Source organism: Pseudomonas sp. AC252 (assembly GCF_979258105.1).
Map to the genome: position 1 here is coordinate 4,113,384 of NZ_OZ409837.1, position 22,546 is coordinate 4,135,929.

31 protein-coding genes are annotated in these 22,546 nt (G+C 58.9%); 25 read left to right on the forward strand and 6 right to left on the reverse strand.

The features are described 5' to 3' along the window. Positions 1-4 precede the first annotated feature (4 nt). From ACZZZ4_RS18760 to ACZZZ4_RS18835, 16 genes are all read left to right on the forward strand, one after another. Positions 5-490 carry a DnaT-like ssDNA-binding protein gene (locus tag ACZZZ4_RS18760; protein WP_463548420.1) on the forward strand — a complete coding sequence of 162 codons (486 nt, stop codon included), beginning with the start codon at positions 5-7 and terminating at the stop codon, positions 488-490. A gap of 81 nt (positions 491-571) precedes the next feature. Continuing rightward, complete coding sequence (locus ACZZZ4_RS18765) at positions 572-1,309, forward strand: hypothetical protein (RefSeq protein ID WP_134326528.1); 738 nt, start codon at positions 572-574, stop codon at positions 1,307-1,309. Between the two features lie 3 nt (positions 1,310-1,312). Continuing rightward, a complete protein-coding gene (locus tag ACZZZ4_RS18770; RefSeq protein WP_073474183.1) occupies positions 1,313-2,290 on the forward strand; it encodes a major capsid protein in 978 nt (325 codons plus the stop codon). Positions 2,291-2,348: 58 nt separating this feature from the next. After that, positions 2,349-2,654, forward strand: a complete 306-nt coding sequence (locus ACZZZ4_RS18775) for a HeH/LEM domain-containing protein (RefSeq protein ID WP_252881664.1) — start codon at positions 2,349-2,351, stop codon at positions 2,652-2,654. Positions 2,655-2,664: 10 nt separating this feature from the next. Beyond that, the gene (locus tag ACZZZ4_RS18780; RefSeq protein WP_252881665.1) at positions 2,665-3,042 is read left to right on the forward strand and encodes a hypothetical protein; all 378 of its coding nucleotides are present in this window, start codon (positions 2,665-2,667) and stop codon (positions 3,040-3,042) included. Between the two features lie 2 nt (positions 3,043-3,044). Next, complete coding sequence (locus ACZZZ4_RS18785; RefSeq protein ID WP_463548421.1) at positions 3,045-3,437, forward strand: hypothetical protein; 393 nt, start codon at positions 3,045-3,047, stop codon at positions 3,435-3,437. Between the two features lies 1 nt (position 3,438). Beyond that, a complete protein-coding gene (locus ACZZZ4_RS18790; protein ID WP_463548422.1) occupies positions 3,439-4,023 on the forward strand; it encodes a hypothetical protein in 585 nt (194 codons plus the stop codon). Then, positions 4,020-4,439: a phage tail terminator-like protein gene (locus ACZZZ4_RS18795; RefSeq protein ID WP_463548423.1), complete on the forward strand. Its 420-nt coding sequence runs from the start codon at positions 4,020-4,022 to the stop codon at positions 4,437-4,439. The genes ACZZZ4_RS18790 and ACZZZ4_RS18795 overlap by 4 nt, the downstream gene beginning before the upstream one ends. A gap of 42 nt (positions 4,440-4,481) precedes the next feature. Beyond that, positions 4,482-5,180 carry a phage tail tube protein gene (locus ACZZZ4_RS18800; protein ID WP_191622359.1) on the forward strand — a complete coding sequence of 233 codons (699 nt, stop codon included), beginning with the start codon at positions 4,482-4,484 and terminating at the stop codon, positions 5,178-5,180. A 2-nt stretch (positions 5,181-5,182) separates the two neighbouring features. Next, a complete protein-coding gene (locus tag ACZZZ4_RS18805; RefSeq protein ID WP_463548424.1) occupies positions 5,183-5,563 on the forward strand; it encodes a phage tail assembly chaperone in 381 nt (126 codons plus the stop codon). Between the two features lie 17 nt (positions 5,564-5,580). Next, positions 5,581-5,883, forward strand: coding sequence for a DUF1799 domain-containing protein (locus tag ACZZZ4_RS18810; RefSeq protein ID WP_056785423.1), 303 nt, complete (start codon positions 5,581-5,583; stop codon positions 5,881-5,883). Positions 5,884-5,910: 27 nt separating this feature from the next. Next, complete coding sequence (locus tag ACZZZ4_RS18815; RefSeq protein WP_463548425.1) at positions 5,911-8,961, forward strand: phage tail tape measure protein; 3,051 nt, start codon at positions 5,911-5,913, stop codon at positions 8,959-8,961. Beyond that, on the forward strand, positions 8,961-9,299 hold the full coding sequence (locus ACZZZ4_RS18820) for a phage tail protein (protein WP_463548426.1): 339 nt from the start codon (positions 8,961-8,963) through the stop codon (positions 9,297-9,299). The genes ACZZZ4_RS18815 and ACZZZ4_RS18820 overlap by 1 nt, the downstream gene beginning before the upstream one ends. 9 nt (positions 9,300-9,308) lie before the next feature. Next, positions 9,309-10,058 (forward strand): phage minor tail protein L, encoded by a 750-nt coding sequence (locus tag ACZZZ4_RS18825; RefSeq protein WP_463548427.1) that lies wholly within the window; start codon positions 9,309-9,311, stop codon positions 10,056-10,058. 1 nt (position 10,059) lies between these two features. Continuing rightward, positions 10,060-10,824 carry a C40 family peptidase gene (locus ACZZZ4_RS18830; RefSeq protein ID WP_463548428.1) on the forward strand — a complete coding sequence of 255 codons (765 nt, stop codon included), beginning with the start codon at positions 10,060-10,062 and terminating at the stop codon, positions 10,822-10,824. Positions 10,825-10,849: 25 nt separating this feature from the next. After that, complete coding sequence (locus tag ACZZZ4_RS18835) at positions 10,850-10,987, forward strand: hypothetical protein (protein ID WP_463548429.1); 138 nt, start codon at positions 10,850-10,852, stop codon at positions 10,985-10,987. Here the strand turns inward: ACZZZ4_RS18835 and ACZZZ4_RS18840 are convergent. Continuing rightward, a complete protein-coding gene (locus tag ACZZZ4_RS18840; protein WP_463548430.1) occupies positions 10,971-11,219 on the reverse strand; it encodes a hypothetical protein in 249 nt (82 codons plus the stop codon). The two genes, ACZZZ4_RS18835 and ACZZZ4_RS18840, sit on opposite strands and share 17 nt — an antisense overlap. Positions 11,220-11,693: 474 nt before the next feature. Between ACZZZ4_RS18840 and ACZZZ4_RS18845 the strand changes: the two genes are divergently transcribed. Both ACZZZ4_RS18845 and ACZZZ4_RS18850 read left to right on the forward strand, forming a co-directional pair. Further along, positions 11,694-12,038 carry a hypothetical protein gene (locus tag ACZZZ4_RS18845; RefSeq protein WP_463548431.1) on the forward strand — a complete coding sequence of 115 codons (345 nt, stop codon included), beginning with the start codon at positions 11,694-11,696 and terminating at the stop codon, positions 12,036-12,038. Positions 12,039-12,117: 79 nt separating this feature from the next. Continuing rightward, positions 12,118-12,681 carry a tail assembly protein gene (locus tag ACZZZ4_RS18850; RefSeq protein WP_463549288.1) on the forward strand — a complete coding sequence of 188 codons (564 nt, stop codon included), beginning with the start codon at positions 12,118-12,120 and terminating at the stop codon, positions 12,679-12,681. A 107-nt stretch (positions 12,682-12,788) separates the two neighbouring features. On the opposite strand, the gene ACZZZ4_RS18855 is transcribed toward ACZZZ4_RS18850, so the two are convergent. Next, the gene (locus ACZZZ4_RS18855) at positions 12,789-13,112 is read right to left on the reverse strand and encodes a hypothetical protein (RefSeq protein ID WP_463548432.1); all 324 of its coding nucleotides are present in this window, start codon (positions 13,110-13,112) and stop codon (positions 12,789-12,791) included. A gap of 65 nt (positions 13,113-13,177) precedes the next feature. On the opposite strand from ACZZZ4_RS18855, the gene ACZZZ4_RS18860 reads away from it, so the two are divergent. From ACZZZ4_RS18860 to ACZZZ4_RS18890, 7 genes are read left to right on the forward strand one after another with little or no spacing between them, the layout of a single operon-like run. Continuing rightward, positions 13,178-16,747 carry a TipJ family phage tail tip protein gene (locus ACZZZ4_RS18860; protein WP_463548433.1) on the forward strand — a complete coding sequence of 1,190 codons (3,570 nt, stop codon included), beginning with the start codon at positions 13,178-13,180 and terminating at the stop codon, positions 16,745-16,747. An 8-nt stretch (positions 16,748-16,755) separates the two neighbouring features. Next, positions 16,756-17,061, forward strand: a complete 306-nt coding sequence (locus tag ACZZZ4_RS18865) for a hypothetical protein (RefSeq protein ID WP_463549289.1) — start codon at positions 16,756-16,758, stop codon at positions 17,059-17,061. After that, a complete protein-coding gene (locus ACZZZ4_RS18870; RefSeq protein ID WP_463548434.1) occupies positions 17,061-17,747 on the forward strand; it encodes a hypothetical protein in 687 nt (228 codons plus the stop codon). The genes ACZZZ4_RS18865 and ACZZZ4_RS18870 overlap by 1 nt, the downstream gene beginning before the upstream one ends. Before the next feature lie 21 nt (positions 17,748-17,768). Then, positions 17,769-19,022 carry a hypothetical protein gene (locus ACZZZ4_RS18875; RefSeq protein WP_463548435.1) on the forward strand — a complete coding sequence of 418 codons (1,254 nt, stop codon included), beginning with the start codon at positions 17,769-17,771 and terminating at the stop codon, positions 19,020-19,022. A gap of 3 nt (positions 19,023-19,025) precedes the next feature. Beyond that, positions 19,026-19,448: a tail fiber assembly protein gene (locus tag ACZZZ4_RS18880; RefSeq protein ID WP_463537914.1), complete on the forward strand. Its 423-nt coding sequence runs from the start codon at positions 19,026-19,028 to the stop codon at positions 19,446-19,448. A 56-nt stretch (positions 19,449-19,504) separates the two neighbouring features. Then, complete coding sequence (locus ACZZZ4_RS18885) at positions 19,505-19,927, forward strand: cell wall hydrolase (RefSeq protein WP_463548436.1); 423 nt, start codon at positions 19,505-19,507, stop codon at positions 19,925-19,927. Between the two features lie 48 nt (positions 19,928-19,975). After that, positions 19,976-20,206 (forward strand): hypothetical protein, encoded by a 231-nt coding sequence (locus tag ACZZZ4_RS18890; protein WP_463537916.1) that lies wholly within the window; start codon positions 19,976-19,978, stop codon positions 20,204-20,206. Here ACZZZ4_RS18890 and ACZZZ4_RS18895 read toward each other — a convergent pair. The 4 genes from ACZZZ4_RS18895 to ACZZZ4_RS18910 form a co-directional block, all read right to left on the reverse strand. After that, positions 20,203-20,898 carry an SOS response-associated peptidase family protein gene (locus tag ACZZZ4_RS18895; protein WP_463548437.1) on the reverse strand — a complete coding sequence of 232 codons (696 nt, stop codon included), beginning with the start codon at positions 20,896-20,898 and terminating at the stop codon, positions 20,203-20,205. The genes ACZZZ4_RS18890 and ACZZZ4_RS18895 overlap by 4 nt on opposite strands. 54 nt (positions 20,899-20,952) lie before the next feature. Beyond that, positions 20,953-21,318: a hypothetical protein gene (locus ACZZZ4_RS18900; RefSeq protein WP_463548438.1), complete on the reverse strand. Its 366-nt coding sequence runs from the start codon at positions 21,316-21,318 to the stop codon at positions 20,953-20,955. Positions 21,319-21,396: 78 nt separating this feature from the next. Next, the gene (locus tag ACZZZ4_RS18905; RefSeq protein ID WP_186565496.1) at positions 21,397-21,606 is read right to left on the reverse strand and encodes a hypothetical protein; all 210 of its coding nucleotides are present in this window, start codon (positions 21,604-21,606) and stop codon (positions 21,397-21,399) included. A 308-nt stretch (positions 21,607-21,914) separates the two neighbouring features. Then, positions 21,915-22,067 (reverse strand): hypothetical protein, encoded by a 153-nt coding sequence (locus tag ACZZZ4_RS18910; RefSeq protein WP_463548439.1) that lies wholly within the window; start codon positions 22,065-22,067, stop codon positions 21,915-21,917. Positions 22,068-22,546: the final 479 nt, after the last annotated feature.

Consider the following 22,546-nt stretch of genomic DNA (forward strand, 5'->3'; position numbering starts at 1 on the left):
ACCTATGCTTGTCATTGTCGAGGATGGAACAGGGAGACCAGATGCCAACAGCTTTGTGCCGTTGGAGAAACTGGTCTTCTACCGAAATTATTACGGCTTCCCGCTCCCTGCTACCGAGAACGAGCAAAGGGCTCTGCTGTTGCGCGCTGCCGCCACCATGAACTCCATGGAATGGAAGGGCCGCAAGACGCGAGATACGCAGGCGTTGGCTTGGCCAAGGCGCCAGTGCAAGGTCGGAATGGAAATTCTGTCGGAAACGTTTGTCCCGTTCGAAATTGAATGGGGTCAGCTCAGGCTGGCAGTAGAGCTTTACGCTGCGGATAACGGGTTCGGCATACCTGAGCCTGCCTTCGGCACCGAGAATGACGGAGAACGCGTGACGTTGCTCCGGAGCAATCCCGGAGCGATGCTTCGGCCTCCACCGTATGCACCGAGCAGGACTCAGTTTGCCGACTATCTGGTCATGCGCGGGCTTTCGATAGTCCAATAAATCAGAACTCACACCAACCGCCCAATGGGCGGTTTTTTTATGCCTGCAAAGCGGGCTGACCAAACCCAAGGGGTGCACCAAGTGGCAGACGAAAACCAGATTGATCTTGAAGACCCGGCAGTTCAGACCGCCATTGCAGCAGCTGTTGAGGCTGCAACCCTGGGACTCAAGAACAAAAACACCGAGCTGCTTGGCTCGCTCCGGACCACCAAAACTGAGCTGGACGGATTCAAGTCCCAGTTCGAAGGTTTGGATATCGCCGCCGTGAAAGGACTGCTGACCAAGGTTGGCCAGGACGAAGAAACCAAGCTGATTGCCGAAGGCAAGTTGGACGAGGTCATTACCCGTCGTACCGAGCGCCTGCGCACCGACTACGACACCAAGCTGGCCGCCGAAAAAGCGCGTGCCGACAAGGCCGAGCAATTCGCTGCCAAATACAGCGACAAAGTGCTGGCTGACTCCATCCGCGCTGCTGCCATCAAGGCCGGCGCGCTACCCGAGGCTGCCGAAGACATCATCTTGCGCGCCCGGGGCACTTTCAAACTCAGTGAAGACGGCGAGGCGATTGCCACCGACCGTGACGGCGAGGTCGTTTACGGAAAGGACGGGAAAACACCGCTGTCGCCGCTCGAATGGGCGGAGTCGCTGCGTGAAACAGCAACACACCTGTGGCCAAGGGCTCAGGGTGCCGGTCCGACCGGCGATCAAGGTGGCAAGGCCACGAAAAAATGGGGCGAGTACACGGAAACCGAGCGCGCTGCGATCGCCCGTGACAACCCCGAGCTGTTCAAGAAAATCCAGGCCACCAAAGGAACCTAATTCATGGCAACTACCCAACTGACCGACATCTTCGTCGGTGACTACTACGCCTCGCTGGAACCGGTAAATAGTCCGGAAAAAACCGCTGTTTACGAGTCGGGCATCGTGACCCGCTCGCCCGTTCTGGACGCGATCGCCTCCGGCAGCCAAGGCACCGCCGAGATCAGCTACTGGCAGGATCTCAACGCTGATGAAGCCCCGAACATCAGCAACGATGACCCGAATGACCAGGGCGAAGTCGGGAAAGTTACTCAGGACAGCATGCGTGCTCGCGTCCTGTACCTCAACAAAGGTTATGGCGTGGCCGACCTGACCGCTGAACTGGCAAACAGCGAGCCTCAGCAGCAGATCCGCAACCGCTTCGGCACCTACTGGACGCGCCAGTGGCAGCGTTACGCTCTCGGCGCAGCGCGCGGCATCATCGCCTCGAACATTGCCAACAACGGCGGTGACATGGTGATCGACGCAGGCGCGACCATCAGTGCGAACGCCTTCCAAGACGCAGCGTTTACCGCCGGCGATGCTGCCGACCAGTTCGGCGCGATCGGCGTGCACTCGGTGGTGATGAACCAGATGGTCAAGCAGGACCTCATCGAGTATCTGCGCGACTCCGACGGCAAGATCATCCTGGCCACCTACCTGGGTAAGCCGGTGTTCATGGACGATGGCCTCGTGTACGGCGCTGGCAAGTACCTGTCGGTGTTCTTCGGCCAAGGCGCGTTCGGCTACGGTGAAGGCACGCCGAAGGTGCCGGTGGAGATCGAGCGCAAACCGGGCGGCGGTAACGGCGGTGGCGCAGAGGTGCTGTGGGAGCGGAAGACGTACATCCTCCAGCCTGCTGGCTTCAGCTGGAAAGGTTCCGAAGCTCAGAACCTCAGCCCGACCGCGACCCAGTATGCCGCTGCTGCCAACTGGGAACGCGTGTTCAGCCGCAAGCAGGTCCCATTCGCCGCCGTCATCAGCGGTACCACCACGCCGTAATCCGGCCTTCACTTACCCTGGCGTCTGCATGGGCGCCGGGCTGCATTTGAGGTGACTCATGAAAGTTATCTATACGGACAAACCTGGCAAAGAGCGCGGCGTTTGCTACCGCCTGCTGAGCGAATTCTTCGGCGTCATTGGCACTGCCACTGAGGTGGTCATCGAGGGTGATGCGCCTGAAATTTACGATGCATACGAAGCGGCGGGCATCAAAGTTTCGGACGGCAAGGAGCCAGAAAATGCTGAAACCGACCCTCTGAAAATGAAGGTCCCCGAGCTGAAAGACTGGCTGACGGCGAAGGGCATCGCCTTCGACCCAGCCGCCAAGAAAGAAGACCTGCAGGCCTTGGTGCCAGCGGAATAAGGACAAGCACATGACCGACTTCATCACCGTTGCCGATGTTGACGCTTCGCTGGGTCCTGGCTGGGCCGGCGCCGGTGATCCGGTCCTTGCTGTGACCATGGCCAACGCCTGGCTCACGGCCAAGATCAAGCGGGTTGTTCCAGATCCGGTTCCTACCGAGATCAAGACAGCCGGCGCCCAGGTCGCCAAAGAAGCGGCAGCGGGCAAGTTGTACACGGCCACACAGAAGGAAGTGCAGAGCAAGACGGTTTCGGCTCAGTCCGGCACGTCTGTGAGCAAGACCTACGTGGCCGGATCTACTGATCAGTCGGCGGGTGTGAACTTCGCCCTGGCGCTGCTGGAGCCTTGGATCAAGCGCTCCGGCGTGATGATGCTGAAAAGGATCTGATCATGGGCATGCGCGAAGAGATTCAGGCTGAAATGGCTGAGGCGTTCGATGATCCCGACGGCTTGGCCGACGCGGTCCAGCCGGTGGAGGGCGGACGCAAGGTTGCGGGCGAGTATGACCCCGACCTGGGCGGCGAGACGCCGGAAACAACCGTCACGTACGTGGGGCGCGGCGTCTTGGGTAGCTACCTGTCCAAGGAAATCGATGGCTCTCTCATCCAGACCACCGATAAAAAACTGCTGGTGTTGCAAAACGAACTGTTCGTGTCAGAGGGCGGTGTGCCGACGGCGGTACTTGCAGCGCCGGTCATTGGCGACACGATCAACGGGTTGCGGGTGATGAACGTGTCTGCGGACCCTGCTGATGCAACGTGGACGGCGCAACTGAGGAAATGACATGGCCGCTCAATCCGGCAGCTTCGCCCTGAGCTTGGCCGAGTTCGCCGCTCAGACCAGCGAAGCCATCGACGCCAGTGTGCGCGAGATAATCATCGAGGTCGGTAGCAGCCTGATCCGCATGTCTCCCGTGGGCAACCCGGAGATCTGGGCGCAGAACGCAGTGGCGACCGAGTACAACAAGGCTGTCGACGAACACAACACTGCGCTGCGCAGCGACCCGGCCAACCTGACCAAGGGTGGCCGGCTCAAGAAAGGCCGCAAGCTCAACGACGGCATGGAGATCAAGGCGCCAGAAGGCTACGTCGGCGGCCGGTTCCGTGCGAACTGGCACATTTCACTCGGCGTGGTGGAGAGTGTCACTTTTGATGAGGTTGACCCGAGCGGGGCGGAAACCACCGCCGCGCTGGTCGCGGCAATGAGCGATTTCACCGCCGGCCAGATGGCTTACATCATCAACAATTTGCCCTATGCGATTCCGCTGGAGTTCGGCCATTCGACCCTGGCCCCCGGCGGAATGGTTCGGGTAACCGTGGCTCGCTTCCAGCAAATCGTGTTGGAGGCCATCAGGAACAACCAGATATGAGTCACGCCATCATCGCCTCGATCTACGAGGCAAAGCTGATCGCCTGGAACAATGTCAGGCCGGAGAAGCTGAAAATCGTTTTTGAGAACATGCCCTACACACCCACAGCGGGCGAGACTTACCTGCGGGCGTTCACCATTCCGGGCGACACGGCGAGCAACACGCTCGGCGGAGACCACCGGCTGTATACCGGCGTGTTCCAGGTCAGCATTGTTTGCCCGGCGGGCACAGGTAAAGCAAAAGCCAACCCCATTGCCGCCGAGATCATCGCGTTATTTCCGCTTTATGTGCGCGACGTGAAGAATGGTTTCGTCGTAACGCCCATGACGCCTGTAGATGTCGGCCCAGGGATCACAGGCGATTCAACCTACACCGTCCCGCTGTCGTTTTCATACCGGTCCGACACCACGCCATAACCCGCCCGTTGGGCAAATCCTGAACCCGCCTCTGAGCGGGTTTTGTCATTTCTGCAAAGAGGAAAACCCATGTCTGTTTACTTCCCCAACGGGGCGACGCTTTCCATTTCCAGCGGATTCGCCGCCGCAAAGCTGATTTCGGCAATCAGCAACGCCAACCCGGGTGTAGCTACCAGCGCCGCAAATGGCTTTGCCAATGGCGACATCGTTCTGGTCACCTCCGGCTGGGAGGACATCAACGAGCGCGCCGTGCGTGTATCCAACGCGGCGGCGGGCGCATTCACCCTGGAAGGCATCGACACCTCCAACGTGGCTTTCTTTCCCGATGGCATCAGTGGCGGTACCGCGAAGAAAGTGACCGGCTGGGTAGCCGTCAACCAGGTTATCGGCAACTCTATGTCCGGCGGCGAGCAGCAATACTGGACTTACGCGCCGCTCGAAGCGCGCCGTGACAAGCAGATCCCGACCACCAAAAATGCGCAGGCGTTCGCTTTCCAGCTGGCTGACGATGACAGCCTGGCCTGGTATGAAGAACTGGATAAAGCCGATCGAGAGAAAGAAGTGCGCATCTTGCGTATGTCGCTGCCCAACGGCAAAACGATCTACTACGCAGGCTATGCATCGTTCAACAAAACCCCGACGTTGGTGCGCAACGAAGGTGCGGCCGTTTCCTTTGGCTTTACCATCAACGCTGAAATCACCGCGTATCGCGCGCCGGTTGCTGCTGGCGGCGGGGCCTGATCATGGCGAAGTTCAAAATTGCGCAAGCGCCAACTTTCACCGGTGCGGTGATGGTCCCGGTAGTTGGCCAAGACCCAGTGAAGGTGGAATTCACCTTCAAATATCGAGACCGCATCGAACTTGCCGCGCTGTTCGATGGATGGAATCAGCGACAAAAGCAAAGCCTCGACCAGTTCGGCGACAAGCCTACGATGTCTCAAATTGTTGCGGTCGACACCGAAAACCAAATGCAGCAGATCAAGGATCTGGTCGTTGGCTGGGAGTTCGATGACAAGTTCGACGACGAGGGCATCAAGGCGCTGGTGGCGTCTTGCCACGGTGCAACCGAGGCCGTGGTAAATGCCTACCAGGCGGCCTACGCCAAGGCCCGCACGGGAAACTGATTCGCGCCGCCCGCGCCATGTATGAGCCTCCTCCGAATGCGGAGCAACTTGCCGCATTCGGGTTGGACGCTGAGGACATTGAAGAGGAATTTGAGGTTTGGCCGTGCCTTTGGCCTTCTTTCCTCCTGTTCAACAGGATGTCCACTCAGTGGCGTGTCGGCGCCGGCGGCGCTATCGGTCTCGACTACAACAGCATCCGCGACGTGGCCGGATTCCTCGGCATCAAGAAAAAGAAACTCGCTGAAATCTTCCCAGACATTCAGGTGCTGGAAGGCGAAGCCCTGCGCGTCATGGCAGAGGAAAGGGAAAACAGCCCGTAAACGCGGGCATCTATTCAAGGTGAGTCGATGAACATTGCAGAACTCGGCGTAAAGATCGACTCGGCCGATGCGATTCAGGCCAAAACCAGCCTGGATGAAATGGCCAAGGCCGGCGGCCGCGCCGAGCAGTCCGCCGTTTCGTTGATGAACGAAATGCAGGCGCTGGAGAAATCGCTCTCCACCAACGCCAAGACCACGCAGGATCTCGCAAAACAGCGGGAAGCATTGGCGAAACTGACCAAGACCGGCGCCTATGGCGAGGCTGAGGCCGCCAAGATTTCTGCGCAGCTCGATAAGCAGCAGGTGGCGCTGGCCAAGTCGACAATGGATGAGCAGAAGGCCCTGAATAGCCTGCTGGGCGCCATTGACCCGGCCCGCGCTGCACTGGCGAAGCTGGATACTCAGGTCGAGCAACTGGGGAAACACTTGGATGCCGGCCGGATCAGCCAGGACGAGTACAACACCGCCCTGGGCAAGATCGACAAGGACTACGACAAGCTCAACAAAACTGCGACCGGCTTCGAAAAGTTGCGGCTCGGCTCGCGCCAGGCGCAGGAAAACGTGGTGCAGCTGGGGAATGCGCTGTCGTCGGGCGACTGGGGAAGCGGCGTTCGTGCTGTTGCTCAGTTGGGCGCCGGAGCGGGTGAGGGCGCGGCGGGCCTGCTGGCGATTCTCGGCCCGCTGGCGCTGGCCACTGCTGCGGTGGGCGGACTTGCATACGCTTTTTACAAGGGCAGCGAGGAGCAGGACAGCTACAACAAATCGCTGATCCTCACCGGCAACTACGCCGGTGTGAGTGCGGGACAGCTCGGTGACATGGCGCGTCAGGTGAGCGCGACTGTCGGCACAACTGGGCAAGCCGCTGAGGTTCTAGCGCTGCTGGCCGGTAATGGAAAGATTGCTGGCGAGAGCTTTACGGGCATCACTCAAGCCGCGGTGTCGATGCAGGAAGCGACCGGCAAAGCCGTGAGTGAGACTGTCGCAGAGTTCGCCAAGCTCGCCGACGAACCGGTCAAGGCATCTGCCGCGCTGAATGAGCAGTACCACTATCTCACCGCGTCGGTTTACTCGCAGATCACCGCACTGGAGAAGCAGGGCGACCATGCCGGCGCCGTGAAGCTGGCTACTGAGTCGTTCGCCGATGCGATCAACGAGCGCACGCCGCGGATCCTCGAGAATCTGAGCTTTTGGGAGAAGGGATACAACGCGGTTGCTCGGGCTGCTGGTGGATTGAAGAACTTCGGGCGCAGCGATATCGGCGCTGATATCGAGCAAGCCCGCCGTGACTTGGCGGGCGCTCAGGCAGGTGACGTAGGCCTGTTCCAGAACAAGCAGGAGATGATCGACCTCTATCAAAATCGGCTCAACATGCTGGAGGATCAGCAGGCCGCAGAAGCCGATATTGCCAAGTGGCAGGGTGAGCAGGCGAAGGCACAAGGCGATGCCGTCTCGTCGATGGCGAAGGTCGACGCTCTCACCAGGTCGGCGTGGACGAATGAGCAAAAGCGCACCGACGCGATCAAGGAGTACAAGCGGCAGCTCGAAGATATCCGCAAGGTCGCACCCAACGACCCCCGTCTAAATCAGGCCGCGATCGACAAGAACCTAGCGAACATCAACGACCAGTTCAAGGATTCGAAAGCGCCCGGCTCGCAGGCAGATCTGACCAGTTTCAACAATGCCAAGAACGACCTAGCAGCTATCAGCGCTGAGTACAAAAATGCTCAGAAGGAACTGGACGCAGCGCAGAAGGCTGGACTTGTTTCTCAGGCCGACTACGCCCTGAAGCGTGAAGCGCTGATCGGCAACGAGCGTGACGAGGTTACCGCGGCCTACGAGGCTGAGATCGTTGCGCTGGAAGCCGCGAAAGCCAAGAAGACGACTTCTGCAGCGCAAAGCATCCAGCTGGACCAAAAGATTGCCGATGCTCGCGCCGGCATGGTCAAGGCCCAAAAGGAAGCGGACAGCCAGCTCGAAGTGCTTGCTACCAGCGAAACCGGAAGATTGGCGAAGCAGGAGCGAGCGATTTCCTCCTACGTTCAGGCCTTGAGCCAGCAGCACAGAGCACTGGAACTGGCAGGGCAGCGGGCGGTAGTTGGCGTTGGCCAGGGTGATCGGCAGAACGCACTGAACGGCGAACTGAACAGTCAGCAGGACCGGTTTGCTCAGCAATCGCTGCAACTCGAAAACCAGCGATCTGACCCTTCGCGCAACATGTCGGAAGAGGAATTCGCGCGCAAGTCGCAAGCGCTCGCCGATGCGAATAAAGCCGCAACCGATCAAATCCGGCAAAACTACGCCGATGTCGAGACAGCTCAAGGGGACTGGACCAAGGGCGCAACGTCGGCCTGGGCCAATTACCTGGACTCGGCGAGCAACATCGCCGGCCAGACGAAAACTCTGTTCGGTAACGCCTTCAGCTCGATGGAAGACGCAGTCGTCAACTTCGCCATGACCGGGAAGCTGTCGTTTGCTGACTTCACCAAGTCGATTTTGGCGGACATGGCGAGGATCGCGACGCGCCAGGCCAGTTCAGCGCTGCTGAGCAGTCTCGTTGGTGCGGCTACCAGCTACTTCACTGGCGGTGGGGGCGGCAATGGACTGGCTGCGGGGTCTGCCGGTGCGACGTCGTCGAACCTAGGCGCTTCTTCGGCGGGGTACTCAGGCAGCTACTTTCCTCAGGCGCTCGGCGGTGCCTGGTCGTCGGGTGTGCAGATGTTTGCCAACGGCGGCGCCTTCACCAACAACATCGTCAGCACGCCGACAGCTTTCGGGATGGCCGGCGGCAGGGCCGGTGTAATGGGCGAGGCAGGGCCTGAGGCGATCATGCCTTTGACCAGAACTTCCAGCGGCAAGCTCGGCGTTCTTGCTGCTGGTGGCGGTTCCGGGACAACGATCAGCATCAGCGCGCCGGTCACGTTGGTAACTGAGGATCGTGGGTCTGAAGGCATGCAGATCGACCAGCAAGCGCTCTCGAAAAACCTTCAATCGCAAATGCAGGCCGTGGCCGAGAAAGCCGTCGCTGACTCTTGGCGAGCTGGCGGTACGAGCTTCCGAAATGCAAATGGGAGGGCCTGATGGCCATCGAGAAATTCACCTGGCCAACCGAGCGCGGTGAGACACCCGAAATCACCTATCGGGTGCGCACATCTAAGTTCGGCGGTGGCTACGCGCAGAATGTTGGCGACGGCCCGAACAACAAGGAGGACTCCTATCCGATCACCTGCTCCGGTCGAAAGGCCAAGGTGCAGGAGATCATGGGGTTCCTTGACCGGCACGCCGGCGCAAAGGCTTTTCTGTGGACAACGCCGCTCGGCGAGCTCGGGCTGTTCACCTGCAAAAATCCCGCTCCCACACCGATGGGCGGCGGCGTTTTCAAACTCACCGCCACGTTCGAGCGTGCATTCCATCCATAAGGGGCAAACATGCCGCTGATCAGTGACATCCAGGTGCTTGAGCCTGGCAGCGAAGTGCTGCTCTTTGAATTGGACGGCACGGACTATGGCGCGGACGTGCTGCGCTTCCACGGGCACGCGATACCGCACACGCCGGCAGAACTGATCGCCGCCGGCGCCGATGCCGACCAACTGCCGGCGAAGGCCATCTACTGGCAGGGCAACGAGTACAGCGCCTGGCCGATGCAGATTGACGGACTTGAGGCGAACGGTGACGGCACTGCGGTTCGACCGACATTGTCGGTGGGCAACGTCAACGGACGAATCACCGCGCTTTGCCTTGCGTTCGAAGACCTGGCTGAGTTCAAGCTGACGATGCGGCACACGCTCGGCTCCTACCTCGACGCGGCGAACTTCCCGGCCGGCAACCCAACGGCAGACCCAACCCAGGAGACGATTGAGGTCTGGTACATCGACCAGAAGACCAACGAGGATGGGGAGACGGTCAGTTGGGAGCTCGCCAGCCCGGGCGATGTAGGCGGCGAGTCGATCGGTCGGCAGGCCACAACGCTGTGCCACTGGTGCCTTACCGGCGGATATCGCGGGCCGAACTGTGGCTACACCGGGCCCTACGTGACGAAGGACGGTGTCATTACCGACAACCCAGAACTGGACGAATGCGACGCCACGCTGGGCAAGGGGTGCATGCCGCGCTTTGGTGAAAACAATCCGCTACCGCACGGTGGCTTCCCCGCCGTTTCCCTGATCGCAAGGAGCTGACATGCGAAAGCACATCTTGAATGCGATCCAGGCGCATGCGGCGGCCGAGTACCCGAAAGAGTGCTGCGGGCTGCTGTTGGCGATCGGGCGCAAGCAGCAGTACTTCCCCTGCATCAATGTCTCGACCGAGCCGAACGAAGAGTTTCGAATTGACCCCGAGGAGTACGCAGCTGCCGAAGACGAAGGCGAAGTAATCGGTGTAATTCATTCACATCCGGACGCAACCAGCAGGCCTTCACCTCGCGACCTTGCGATGTGCGAAGCGACCGCATTGCCTTGGCATATCCTGAGCTGGCCGGAAGGCGACCTGCGCACCATCGTTCCCACCGGTGAAGTGCCGTTGCTGAAACGACCTTTCGTGCACGGCGCCTGGGACTGCTGGCAGGTCTGCGCCGATTGGTACAAGCGCGAGTGGGGGCTGGAGTTCGAGGCCTTCAAGCGCGCTGATGGCTGGTGGGAAAGCAAGGACAGCACCAGCCTGTACGAAGCGAACTACGAGGCCGCCGGCTTCTACCGCGTCGACCAGCCGCAGCGCGGCGACATGATCGTGATGGAAGTGGGGCGCACCGTTTACCCGAACCACGCGGGCATTTTCCTCGGCGCCGATCCGGCACTGCCCGGCGAGGACGCAGAAACCTTCGGCCCCGGGCCTTTCCTGCTGCACCACCTGTACGGCAGGCCGTCAGAGGTCATTGTCTTCGGCGGGCCGTGGCTAGACCGGACACGGCTGATTCTCAGGCACAAAGATGCACAATCACCCAAATGATGCGGCGCGACCGCGGGAGAGCAGCATGAATAATAAAGTGGCGAATTGTTCCGAAAGTAAAACTGCTGAAGTTTCGCCGTCCGGTACCGGCTGGAAGGTGTTGATGGTCAAACACCCTCAAACCGGTCTGTATTACGCAGCGGGCATCAAGCTCGGCCAGTGATAGCTTGAGACAAGTTATCAAGGTAGCTATCGTGCAGAGCTTTATCGATGCCTTCGTAATTTTCTGACTTCAAATTTTTGAGGTCTTGAGAAATTACGTTTGCGATTGCATCGTTTCCGAAGGCGAGGCGTCGACCAAGTGCTGCTGCAGCGTTCAGGTTGAACACGATTGCCGTTTTCAGTGCTAGCTCCAACTCAGCCAGGCGCTGATCTACCGTTTTCTGTTCGCTCACATTGACCTCCAGGTCATAAACGCGCCGAAATTGGCGCAATCCCAGTCCTTGGGCTTGCAGGCAAAGGACTGGGGTTCGATTACTTCGTCTTCGTGCGGGCAACGAGTTTCCATCCAATACCCGTAGAAGAATTGTGCTGATGGGTGTTTTGTGGCGGGAATGGCTGGCCTTGATTCGAGGTGATTTCATCGCCACAACCGGTGCAACGGTAGATGCCTGATACCGGTACCGTAGATCCGATGGCGTGTGTCGTGCCCCATAGATCACCGCCTAGCAAGCTGGGGGTCGGCTGCTCTTCAAGAAAATATTGCGATGTCTCTTTCGTGAAATACGGCATGGTCGGTTCACCGCTGTGAAGGGAGGCACAACGCTACTACGATGGGATCCAACCCTGTTACTGGGCTTTCGTCCACGCTGGATGCCCACACAGCTCTCAGGGTGATATCTTGCAGCTTTCCCACAGGAGTGACCTGCATGAAATTGATCGTAGGAGCGCTGGCGGTAGCGCTGTTGGCGGGGTGTGTATCCCCTGGGGATCTTCAGAAAAATGACCCGAGCTTCAAGGCAGCAACCGCGAAAGATCCCAAGCGTTATGCGCTGTGTGTTTTCCCGAAATGGCAGGACGCCAGAAGCGATGCCTCAATGTCCGAGACAGAAAACGGATACAGATTGTTGGTCGCGAGCAACAATATGACCGACGAGCTGCTGGATATACGCAAAGAACCGAAGGGCAGCACCGTAACGCTGTATCAGCGCATGGCATGGTCGCCGGGCTATGGCCGCGGAGACATGAAGCAGGCGATAAAAGATTGCCTTTGAACACCCAAAAAACAGACGCCGAAAGGCGGTTTTTTTATGTCTGGAGAAAACCGTGACAGCAACTGCACATTGCCGGCCAATGATGACGACCATTCTTCTATCGGGTCCGCTGATTAAACTGTTCGGCCGAGTTCACTACCGCGAACTGGCCAGTCGTTCCGTAGGGGAGGCGTTCAAGGCGCTGAAGTGCACGTTGGAGGGGTTCGACGCAGCGATCAAAGACTTGGAGCGGCGCGGTCTGCGCTTCGCCATTTTCCGGAACAGAAAGAACGTGCCTGAGAAGGATTTCGCGCTGGGCGGCGCTCAGGAAATCCGCATCGTGCCGGTGGTTGGCGGCAGCAAGCGTGCTGGCCTGCTTCAAACGATCATCGGCGCAGTCCTGATTGCTGCGTCGTTTATTCCGGGGTTTCAGGCTTTGGCCCCGGTGGGCATTGCCCTCGTTGCCGGCGGTGTCATCCAAATGCTCAGTCCGCAGGCCTCAGGCCTGAAGCAAAGCGCATCCCCCGAGAACTCTCCGTCCTACGCCTTCGGCAGCGCCAAGAACACCACGGCCAGCGGCAACCCGGTACCGATCTGCATCGGCGAACGCCGGTGGGGCGGGATGATCATCTCGGCCTCAATCCTGGCTGAAGACAAAGCTTAACGGCCTGGGACCGGCCGGTGATACAGTCGCCATTTTTTGGAGGGAAGACGATGCAAAGGATAATCGCGGCAGTTAGTTGTGCTGTTGCTCTGGGCGGCTGTACCACATCACTCCAGGATATGCGGGCAGAGGGGCCTGAGAAGACCTTCACAACCCAGAAGCCGGAGCAGCAGGTCGCAGAATGCATCCTTTATGCCTGGCAAAACCAATCGCTGGCGGGGGTCCACTACGCGGTGAGCCTTCAGCCTCGCCCAGGCGGTGGGAAGTCTGTGGTTAACGCCGGAAACAGAGAAATGGCGGACGTTATCGGCGAAAAAGGGCAAACGGTAGTTCGGTTCTACACTAGCGGCAGCATGGGATGGATAATCGATCGCCGCGTCGCGAGCGCCAAGACCTGTCTTTAGAGTTTCTCCATCTGCCAGCAGTTTCATAAGCTCCACCGCACAGATCACCACCCAACCCGCTTCGGCGGGTTTTTTTATGCCTGGAGGAAAGCATGGGCGCAGCAGTACAGATCGATATCCGCGGCGAGAAGGGCGGCAGCAGCAAGCCGAAGTCGCCGAGCGAAGCCAGCGACAGCCTGCGCTCGACCAACCTGGCCAAGCTGCTGATCGCCGTGGGCGAGGGTGAGTTCGACAGCGTCCCGACCGATTACGACATCTACCTGGACAACACGCCGATCCGCGATGCCAGCGGCAACTACAATTTCCCGAACGTGAAGTGGGACTGGCGCCCGGGCTCGGTGGATCAGACGTACATCCCGGGCATTCCGTCCGTTGAGAATGAGACGTCGCTGAACATTGAGCTGCGCAGCGATTCGCCGTGGGTGCGCTCGATCACCAACACCCAGCTTTCCGCCGTGCGCATGCGTTTGGCCTGGCCGGCTCTGCAACGCTCGGATGACCAGGGCAACGTCGGCGGCTACCGGCTCGAGTACGCAATCGACGTCGCCACCGACGGCGGCGCCTATCAGCAGGTGCTGGTGGACGCAGTCGACGGCAAGACCACCACGCGCTACGAGCGCTCCCGCCGCATCGATCTGCCCGACGCCACCAGTGGCTGGCAGATCCGCGTGCGCCGCCTGACGCCGAACCAGAACACCAACAAGATCGCCGACACCATGCTGGTGGCAGGCTACACCGAAGTCATCGACGCTAAGCTGCGCTACCCGAACACCGCTCTGCTCTACATCGAATTCGACGCCGAGCAGTTCACCAACATTCCAGCGGTTACCGTAAAGTGCAAGGCCCGCCGCTGGATGGTGCCGAGCAACTACGACCCGATCCTGCGCATCTACACCGGGACGTGGGATGGCTCGATGAAGTCGGCTTGGACCAATAACCCGGCGTGGATCACCTACGGCATCTGTACCGAAGACCGTTTCGGCCTGGGCAAGCGCATCAAGCCGTTCATGGTCGACAAGTGGGAGCTTTACCGCATCGCCCAATACTGCGACCAGCTGGTGCCGAACGGCCTGGGCGGTCATGAACCGCGCTTCCTCTGCGACATGAACCTGCAGGGCAAGGCTGATGCGTGGTCGCTGCTGCGCGATATCTCGGCGATCTACCGGGGCATGACGTACTGGGCGCAGGGACAGCTGGTGATGCAGGCGGACATGCCGCGCGCTCAGGACTTCGACTACGTGTTCACTCGGTCGAACGTGATCGACGGCAAGTTCTCCTATGGCAGTGCATCTGCGAAGACCCGTTACACCCGGGCACTGGTCAGCTACGACAACCCGGCGAACAACTACGACACTGACGTCATCCCGTTCGCTGACCTGGATCTGCAACGCCGTTACGGCGACCGGCCGACCGAGCTGAGCGCCATTGGCTGTACCCGCGCATCCGAGGCCCAGCGCCGTGGCAAGTGGGCGATCCTCAGCAACAACCAAGACCGCACCGTTTCGTTCAAGACCGGCATGGAAGGCGTTATCCCGCTGCCCGGGCGCATCATCCCAGTGGCAGATTCGCTGCTGGCGGGCCGTGAAGTGGGCGGCCGGATCTCGGCGGTGGCGGGGCGGGTGATCACGCTCGATCGCGACACCCAGGCCAAGGCCGGCGACCGGCTGATCATCAACCTCCCGGGCGGCCGCGCCGAAGGTCGCACAGTGCAAAGCGTCAACGGCCGCGCCGTCACTGTCACGGTTGCCTACAGCGAACCGCCGGTGGCGCAATTGCAATGGGCGCTCGACGCGGACGATCTGGCAATCCCGCTGTATCGCGTGCTGCGCACCAAGCGCACCACCGAGGGCGACTACGAAATCAGCGCGCTCCAGTTCGAACCGAGCAAGTTCGCTTTCATCGACACCGGTGCACGATTGGAAGAACGCCCGATCAGCGTGATCCCGATCACCGTTGTGCCGGCGCCGGCGAGCGTGTCGCTTTCGTCGACGTCGTCTGTTGTGCAGGGGCTGGCCGTGGCCACCATGACCATCAGCTGGCCAGCCGTGGATGGCGCCGTCGGCTATGACGTGGAGTGGCGCAAGGACAGCGGAAACTGGATCAAGCTGCAGCGCACCGGTATGACCAACGTTGACGTGGTCGGCATCTACGCCGGCGCTTATGTGGCGCGGGTTCGCGCGGTGAGCGCATTCGACATTACGTCGCCGTGGCGCAACTCGATTCTGACCAACCTCAGCGGTAAGCAGGGGCTGCCGCCGGCGCTGGCGTTCCTGACTGCCACGCCGCTGCTGTTCGGCATTTACCTCAAGTGGGGATTCCCTGCTGGCGCCGAGGACAGCCAGCGCACCGAGATCTGGTACGGGCCGACGACTGAGCTGGATTCCGCGACCAAGCTGACAGACCTGGCATATCCGCAGAGTGATTTCTCCATGCTTGGCCTGCGCGCCGGTGTGACCTTCTATTTCTGGGGTCGCATCGTCGACAAAATCGGGAACATCGGTCCGTGGTTTCCGATCGGCACCGGTGTGCAGGGGCAATCGAGCGCTGACGCCGCGGCAATTCTGGAAATGATCGCCGGTGAGATCGGCCGCACGGAGCTGGGGCAGGACATCCTCGACGAAATCGACAAGATCCCGGGGTTGCAGGCACAGATCGATGCGCTGGATGGGCTGAAGACTTACAACCCGGACGACACCTACGAGGAGTATGACCTAGTCGTGGTGGGCAAACGGATCTATCAGGCCACCGGCCCCGTGCCCACCGAGACGCCTCCGCCAAATCCGCTCTACTGGCTCGACGTTGGGCAGACAGTGGAAACTGCCAATGGCCTCGCCCAGCAGGTCGCGACCAACACCGCCGAGATCACCGAGCTCGACGGAGTTGTCACGGCGCAGGCGACAGCCTTCGAGGCTCTGCGCGCATCGTTTCGCGATGACGACGGGGAGGGCGATCTTGCTGACGCGCTCAAAGGGTGGACAACCACGGCAGCGGTCGCATCTGAAAGCAAGGTCAGGGCTTCTGAGAACTTTGCCAGTGCGCAGAAGATCACCACGCTGGATGTCAAGGTGGGCGAGAACGAGGCGAACGTGACGGATCTGCGCCAGGTGGTTGCCACTGACAAAGAAGCCACCGCCCAGGCAATCACTCAGCTCAGCACCACCGTCGGAACGCAGCAAACAGCGATTGAGCAAAACACGTCAATCGTCAATGACGTGAACGGCAAGGTCTCTGCGAGTTGGTCGGTGAAGATGCAGTACAACTCAGGGACGGGTCAGTACATCGCGGCCGGTATTGGCCTGGGCATCGAGAACACAGGAGCAGGGTTGCAGAGTCAGTTCCTTGTCAGCGCTGATCGGTTCGCCATCGTCAACACTATTGCCGGCGGAGCCATATCGGTTCCGTTTGCGGTGCAGGGCGGCCAGGTGTTCATGAATTCGGCGTTTATCCAAGACGGCAGCATCACGATGCTGAAGATTGGCCAGTACCTGCAATCTGACAACTACATTGCTGGCGTACAGGGCTGGCGGTTGGATAAAGCTGGGAATCTTGAGTTTAACGGCCCAGCTCCTGGTGGTGGTCGCCTGACAATGACCAACAGAGCGATCAAGGTCTACGACCAGAATGGCGTCAAACGTGTTCAGTTGGGGGACCTCGCCGCATGAGCCATGGGATGAGAATCTGGGGCGCGGATGGGGCGCTCCAGCTTGACGAAAACTCGTTCACATTCAGACTGGTTTTATCCACTCTGGTGACATTCAACTCGGGGAAAACCACGCAGGATTTTTCTGTACCCGGTTGCAACGCTAGCAACTCAGTAGCATTCGTTGTTCCCAACGGACCTGTTACTTCCAATCAAAGACAATTTGAAACTGAAATGCTGGACGGCGTTGCGAGGGTCTATAACTACACAAGAGGGTTTGAAGCAAGCTCTGTGTCATTCGGAACTATGCGCTTATTTGTGTCGAGGTTTCGATAATGAACTTTGGGCTGAGTTTCTCTAACAGTAATGATGTGGTAGTTTTGGACTCGGAGTATGCAAGGCTTTGCATAATCTACAGTGGGCGCTATTCACCGAACTATGGTCCGGGGAATTATTCGTCACTGGTCACCTTTCCTGCACCGATAACAACAGCGGAACCGCCACTTATTTTTTTCAGACCAGATACTGTAAACGGTCTTCTGAAAATGGGGGGCGCCTCCGCTGTGCAGGGAAGCCCCGGCAACTGGACAGGGGTAGTCATCGGGATGTTTGACCAAGTCGGCTACTATCCGAATGGGCGCTACATCGTAGCGACATTCGGCGCCAAGCCTGTGGCGGACTATGGGCTCAGGCTGTTTTGCGAAAATGCAGAACCCATTTTCGATTCAGGGACGCCGAACCTCCTTTTCACTCGGGCGTTTCAGAACTGGACCTTTATATCTTCCACTCAGTTGCCTCAGGGTGAATATGTAAACTATTACTCCGTGCCATTTGACTTTCCCGAGAATGAATATCTTCTCGGTAATACTTTCGCGATGCGGATGAATAACGCTGACAACCTCGGGCGCAGTGTTAACACATGGTGGGACTTTTCGAATAAAATTTTATATGCCGTAACTATAGGGTTATCCAATCCATATGCGTTTTGGATGCCAGCCATGTTTGCCAAGCCTGCTGTCTAAAAGAACTCAAGGAAACACTCTATGCCTTGGTACAAAACCGGGACGGTTTCTGTCGTCCAAAATTCCAACGCAGTGACCGGCACCGGGACTTCGTTCCTGTCCAACGGGCGCGTAGGTGATGCGTTTCGCGGGCCAGATGGCGGCTGGTACGAGATCACCAACATCGCCAGCGATACCACCATGTCGATCTCGCCAAACTACCAAGGCGCGACCAACGCGGCCGGTGTCTACGCGATCGCTCCGATGCAGGGCTATGTGAAGGAATCGGCGGACGCGCTGCGGGCGCTCGTCAATCAGTTCGGCGGAGTACTGGCAGTGCTTGGCGAGGATCCGACGCTGCCAGGTGTGCGTGAATCCTTGAATCTGGCAACTGCGGACGGTCTTGCAGAAGGGGCGACGAACAAGTATTTCACCGAAGCGCGGGTTCGTGCGTCTCTGCTGACAGGGTTTACGCTTCCAGGCGCTGTGTCGGCGGTCGTTGCAACTGACACAATCCTTGCCGCGTTGGCCAAGCTGCAGTTCAGCAAGGCGGGCAAGGGCGCAAACTCTGACATCACCGAATTCACCGGCCTGACAGTGCCCCTCTCTCGAGAACAGGGCGGTATAGGCGGCGCTCAAGGCTTTATCGAAGGTTTGACGATGACATGGTCGTCTGCAACCTCAATCGCAATCGGGGCAGGTAGCGCTTACGTTCCGTCCGTCGGAAAGGTGGTGGCTTATGCCGGCGGAAGCATTACGCCGGCTGGGGCGGCCGGCAGCTTCATCCATCTTTACCTGACTTCTGCCGGCGCCATCGAGCAAAGTTCGACAGCCCCGACTCGCTATTACAACCAAGCCCACCAGAAGACGAGCGATAGCACCCGTCGGTATATCGGCTCACTATTGGTCCGGTCGACCACCGCAAACCAGGTATACAAGTTCGACCACCACCCGGAGCAGGGATACATTTCCTACAAGCATGCCGATCCACAGACCGTTCCGTTCCTACTGCTCAGCGCAGCGTCAGGTCTTGCGTCGTTCTCCACTAGATCCTGTACGCCGGTCACGGCGCACACGCTTGAAGGCGCTTGGCAGAACCCAGGCACAGGCTACGCGCAGTTCACTCCCTCTGATGCGGCCACATCGATCTCTGCAGGCTGGACAATCTTTATTCAGGCTGGGCCTGTTCTGAATGCGCGTTGCGCTATCTCGGCTACTGACGGATCAATCACGTATCAGGCCGCCGGCGCAGCAAGAGCGTCTGCGTACTGCATCGGCTACTACTTCGACAGGTGAAATATGCCCTACGCAATTACTGCAACAGGTTGGCGTGCCATCAATCCCGACATGGAGTTGCTAGCAGGCGAAACGTACGTCGATGAGATCCCGCAGGAATTGATTGATGCGATAGCCGCGCAAGAGTTGTTGCGCGTCACGACGGCGGACCTCAATTTCCGGACCCGGCTCGCAACCGCGCAAATTACCGCACTGCAAAGCCGGATCGACGCGATCAACGATGCCATTGACGGCGACTACGCGCTGCCTGAGGAGGTTGATGAAAAACCGTCGCGAGTTGCGGCGCTTGCCGAATGGAAAAAGTACCGCGTTCTCCTTGGGCGCGTGACCGGTCAGCCGATCTGGCCAACTGAACCTGCATGGCCTGAGCAGCCAGAGCCGTACAACGAAGAGACAACCGTGGCCCGTGCCGCCCCTTCAATCTGATATCGACAAGAAACCGAACCCGCCTTGAACGGGTATTTTTTTGCCTGGAGAAAAATATGAGTGCCACTGAAAAAGACCGCGACATCCTCGCCCGTACATTGTGGGGAGAGGCTCGCGGGGAGGGGGCCGCCGGGCAGGTTGCCGTGGCATGGACGATCCGTAACCGCGTGTTCGACGGCAAGGAGAAGTCGTGGTGGGGTGAGGGCTATGCCGGCGTCTGCCAGAAACCGTACCAGTTCAGCTGCTGGAACAAGACCGACCCGAACTATCAGTTCCTGATTGGCGTGAAGCAGATCCCGTTCCGCGAGCTGGCCCAGTGCCGGATTGCTGCTGACCAGGTCATTGACGGCAAGGTACCGGATCCTACCGGCGGCGCCACGCACTATTATGCCACCAGCATCAAGGCGCCGGCCTGGGTAGCGAAGGCCAAGCAGACGCTGAAACTCGGTCACCACGTCTTCTTTAAGGATGTTCCCTGAGGCGGATGCCGCTATCCTGTTGCTGATCCCAACAAGGCAGGAGGCGACATGGAAGGTGTAGAACTGAGCCCGAACATTGAGCGCGCTGCAGACAAGCTTCTGGCTGAGATTGCGCGTGCAGATTCGATGATAATCGCAGCCAAGGCAGGCGCTAGGGCTGAGGGTTTCGTCTATGGCCTGGAGTCGGCGCGCGCCTTAACCGAATCCACCATCGACAAGCTCTACGTGATCTTCGACAACGCGACAGAGAACCGCCTGCGCGCGCTGAGTTCGGCTTAGAACAGGCTGTTTTCTTTAATCGGCTTGATAAGGTCGGGGCCCTGATTGCGGACATTGCCCACGGCGCGGTCGACCTTGAACCATTCGAACGCCTCTGATGGCTCGCCCTCATGCAGCACCATTTGTTCGGCGCGTTCTTTCGGCGTGGCCGGGTCCAGCCATTCCCGGGCAAGCTCTGGCGGCAGAACAACAGGGCGCCGGTCGTGAACATCGACCATGCCGCCGGCGCTGTCGGCGGTGATGATCACAAAGCCGTCGTGCTCGCCGGGGCCGTGCTCCTCGTTCGGGTATTGGCCGATCGCTGCGCACAGGATTGGGGATTTGTCCCGGTGCCTGATCAGGTAGGGCTGCTTCTTCGGTTCCCCTTCATCGACCCACTCGAACCAGTTGTTGATCGCGATGATTGCCCGGTGCGGCCAGATCGCGCGGAAGAACGGGCCATGAGCGACTTTCTCCACGCGGGCGTTGATTGGCGCGGCGCGGTCTTTCGCCCAGTGCGGGCGCCATCCCCAGCGAACCATGTCCGCGTGCAGAAAATCACCTTCCCGGTGGAAGAGGGCGAGCTGAGTGGTTGGCGCGGCGTTGTACCGCTCAAAGGGCTGCTCGCCGGTCGAGTTGATGAGCGCGTTCGGCATGCTGAGCGCCGCCACGAAGTCGTGAATGCCGCTGTACTGGGAAAGTCGTCCGCACATTGCCATGCCCTCGGATGGATCTGATTCAGCGTAGACCCGTCAGGGCTGGCTTCGTCACAAACCTTTTTCGGCGCAGCATTCGCAATGACCTGCGAATTCCTCCCGATCTCGAGCTTCTCTGAACAGGCGCTGGTTTTCATTGAACAGATGGTTTCTGCTGTGTTCGACGTCGGCGAATCTTCGCCTCTCGCTCAGCAAAGCTCCTTCGGCGTGCTGAAGCTTGGCCTTGAGAGAATCCATCTCCTGCCTGAGCGCATCATTGTCTCTGACCAGGCCTTCGATATTCGCCAACGCTCGATCAAGCTTGAGGGTGAGCGCTTCGAATTCGTTCTCGTACATCCTGAGCTGGTGTCGGCAGGTTTCGAGCGGGGTCGGGTTGCCGAGCCAATCGTCGGTGTCTTCTATATAGAGGGGGTCCACGGGCACGCCTTACTGAATACTGTTTGCATATACAGTAATCGAGGCTGTGCCGGCGGGCGAGGGTGGGGCGACGAGCTGTCAGTCGGGCGTCATCAAAACAGCCAAGGTCATTTTGATGAATTCTTCATTCCGATCGAGCGCGGCCAGAGAGCTTCGGACATTTTCGGCGACATCGGCTGATCCGCGCTGCTCTACCCAAAGGGTGAGCTCCATGATGGCGGCTTCAAGGGCAAGTTGGTTTTCGTTGATCTTGGCGAGCAGGGAAGGGAGTAGATCTGAGTTCGGCATTGGGTGTCCTCCATGGAAGAACCCAGAATAGCAGAGGGAGATTTGATCGGCAGAACGCCGGGGAATGGCAGAGTACTGTAGGAAAATACAGCGCTAAGTTATTGATTCTTATAGCGGGTAACGTCAGTTTTCGAACCTGCAAATTTAGGTGTGTTTCCTTTGTCCATCAATAGGTTGCGCGTGTTTCGGGGTCACCTTGACATGGTGGTGGTCGTTGTTTCGAGCTCAACGGAGGAAGGCGCGGGTTTGGGATGGAGGCGAGGGATAGGTTTGGGTGGCCACGTCCTTGTTCCGTGGCCGCCCTAGCCTTACAACATCGCCAAGACGACAGTAGCCCCAAGAGCCAGTGCAACAGCGGACACTGGATCAATGCCCATCAAACCGAAGCCGATGGCCATGCTACCGAACGCACGAATGCGCTTGTGCAAAACTGCTGAACCAGCTTGTTTAGAAATACCCATAGGTAATCCTCCCTAGCTGTTCTCCCAGTCTCATGTTGCAGTTGGCGGGGAGGTTCAGACTGATGCTGTCTACTTTCCAGTTTGTCCGGTTGCCCGGCTTTTTCCAGCGAGGAGCGGCGACAGCAGCCCAACTGGACCTTTCGCGGAACGCTCTAACGAGCAGTCGCCGACATTCGGTATGGTGGCGCGAAAATATCACGGCAGCATGGCTCTGCAAAGACTGGTTTTATTTCCAGTAGCGGCGGGTTTACGTATTCAACATTTTAAGACCGCGGCTTTATGCTGTTTTTGCTGCGCAAAACCTCCTCTAGAAGCCGCGCGCTTTCGTTTGCATAAGCACAAAAAGTCGGATGTTTTGCTAGCCGTAAAACAGGGCATTGTCATTACAAAACAATTACTTGCGCGGCTATAGTCACCAGCATGGGGTGCTAGGGGTCGAGTGTTCGAATCACTCCGTCCCGACCATATTTTTCAATGAC

Excerpts from the sequence above, each read along its gene's own strand:
- ACZZZ4_RS18760 (WP_463548420.1), top strand. The coding sequence starts at position 5 with ATGCTTGTCATTGTCGAGGATGGAACAGGGAGACCAGATGCCAACAGC.
- ACZZZ4_RS18770 (WP_073474183.1), top strand. The coding sequence starts at position 1,313 with ATGGCAACTACCCAACTGACCGACATCTTCGTCGGTGACTACTACGCC.
- ACZZZ4_RS18775 (WP_252881664.1), top strand. The coding sequence starts at position 2,349 with ATGAAAGTTATCTATACGGACAAACCTGGCAAAGAGCGCGGCGTTTGC.
- ACZZZ4_RS18780 (WP_252881665.1), top strand. The coding sequence starts at position 2,665 with ATGACCGACTTCATCACCGTTGCCGATGTTGACGCTTCGCTGGGTCCT.
- ACZZZ4_RS18785 (WP_463548421.1), top strand. The coding sequence starts at position 3,045 with ATGGGCATGCGCGAAGAGATTCAGGCTGAAATGGCTGAGGCGTTCGAT.
- ACZZZ4_RS18790 (WP_463548422.1), top strand. The coding sequence starts at position 3,439 with ATGGCCGCTCAATCCGGCAGCTTCGCCCTGAGCTTGGCCGAGTTCGCC.
- ACZZZ4_RS18795 (WP_463548423.1), top strand. The coding sequence starts at position 4,020 with ATGAGTCACGCCATCATCGCCTCGATCTACGAGGCAAAGCTGATCGCC.
- ACZZZ4_RS18805 (WP_463548424.1), top strand. The coding sequence starts at position 5,183 with ATGGCGAAGTTCAAAATTGCGCAAGCGCCAACTTTCACCGGTGCGGTG.
- ACZZZ4_RS18810 (WP_056785423.1), top strand. The coding sequence starts at position 5,581 with ATGTATGAGCCTCCTCCGAATGCGGAGCAACTTGCCGCATTCGGGTTG.
- ACZZZ4_RS18815 (WP_463548425.1), top strand. The coding sequence starts at position 5,911 with ATGAACATTGCAGAACTCGGCGTAAAGATCGACTCGGCCGATGCGATT.
- ACZZZ4_RS18820 (WP_463548426.1), top strand. The coding sequence starts at position 8,961 with ATGGCCATCGAGAAATTCACCTGGCCAACCGAGCGCGGTGAGACACCC.
- ACZZZ4_RS18825 (WP_463548427.1), top strand. The coding sequence starts at position 9,309 with ATGCCGCTGATCAGTGACATCCAGGTGCTTGAGCCTGGCAGCGAAGTG.
- ACZZZ4_RS18830 (WP_463548428.1), top strand. The coding sequence starts at position 10,060 with ATGCGAAAGCACATCTTGAATGCGATCCAGGCGCATGCGGCGGCCGAG.
- ACZZZ4_RS18835 (WP_463548429.1), top strand. The coding sequence starts at position 10,850 with ATGAATAATAAAGTGGCGAATTGTTCCGAAAGTAAAACTGCTGAAGTT.
- ACZZZ4_RS18845 (WP_463548431.1), top strand. The coding sequence starts at position 11,694 with ATGAAATTGATCGTAGGAGCGCTGGCGGTAGCGCTGTTGGCGGGGTGT.
- ACZZZ4_RS18850 (WP_463549288.1), top strand. The coding sequence starts at position 12,118 with ATGATGACGACCATTCTTCTATCGGGTCCGCTGATTAAACTGTTCGGC.
- ACZZZ4_RS18855 (WP_463548432.1), bottom strand. The coding sequence starts at position 13,112 with ATGAAACTGCTGGCAGATGGAGAAACTCTAAAGACAGGTCTTGGCGCT.
- ACZZZ4_RS18860 (WP_463548433.1), top strand. The coding sequence starts at position 13,178 with ATGGGCGCAGCAGTACAGATCGATATCCGCGGCGAGAAGGGCGGCAGC.
- ACZZZ4_RS18865 (WP_463549289.1), top strand. The coding sequence starts at position 16,756 with ATGAGAATCTGGGGCGCGGATGGGGCGCTCCAGCTTGACGAAAACTCG.
- ACZZZ4_RS18870 (WP_463548434.1), top strand. The coding sequence starts at position 17,061 with ATGAACTTTGGGCTGAGTTTCTCTAACAGTAATGATGTGGTAGTTTTG.
- ACZZZ4_RS18875 (WP_463548435.1), top strand. The coding sequence starts at position 17,769 with ATGCCTTGGTACAAAACCGGGACGGTTTCTGTCGTCCAAAATTCCAAC.
- ACZZZ4_RS18880 (WP_463537914.1), top strand. The coding sequence starts at position 19,026 with ATGCCCTACGCAATTACTGCAACAGGTTGGCGTGCCATCAATCCCGAC.
- ACZZZ4_RS18885 (WP_463548436.1), top strand. The coding sequence starts at position 19,505 with ATGAGTGCCACTGAAAAAGACCGCGACATCCTCGCCCGTACATTGTGG.
- ACZZZ4_RS18890 (WP_463537916.1), top strand. The coding sequence starts at position 19,976 with ATGGAAGGTGTAGAACTGAGCCCGAACATTGAGCGCGCTGCAGACAAG.
- ACZZZ4_RS18895 (WP_463548437.1), bottom strand. The coding sequence starts at position 20,898 with ATGTGCGGACGACTTTCCCAGTACAGCGGCATTCACGACTTCGTGGCG.
- ACZZZ4_RS18905 (WP_186565496.1), bottom strand. The coding sequence starts at position 21,606 with ATGCCGAACTCAGATCTACTCCCTTCCCTGCTCGCCAAGATCAACGAA.
- ACZZZ4_RS18910 (WP_463548439.1), bottom strand. The coding sequence starts at position 22,067 with ATGGGTATTTCTAAACAAGCTGGTTCAGCAGTTTTGCACAAGCGCATT.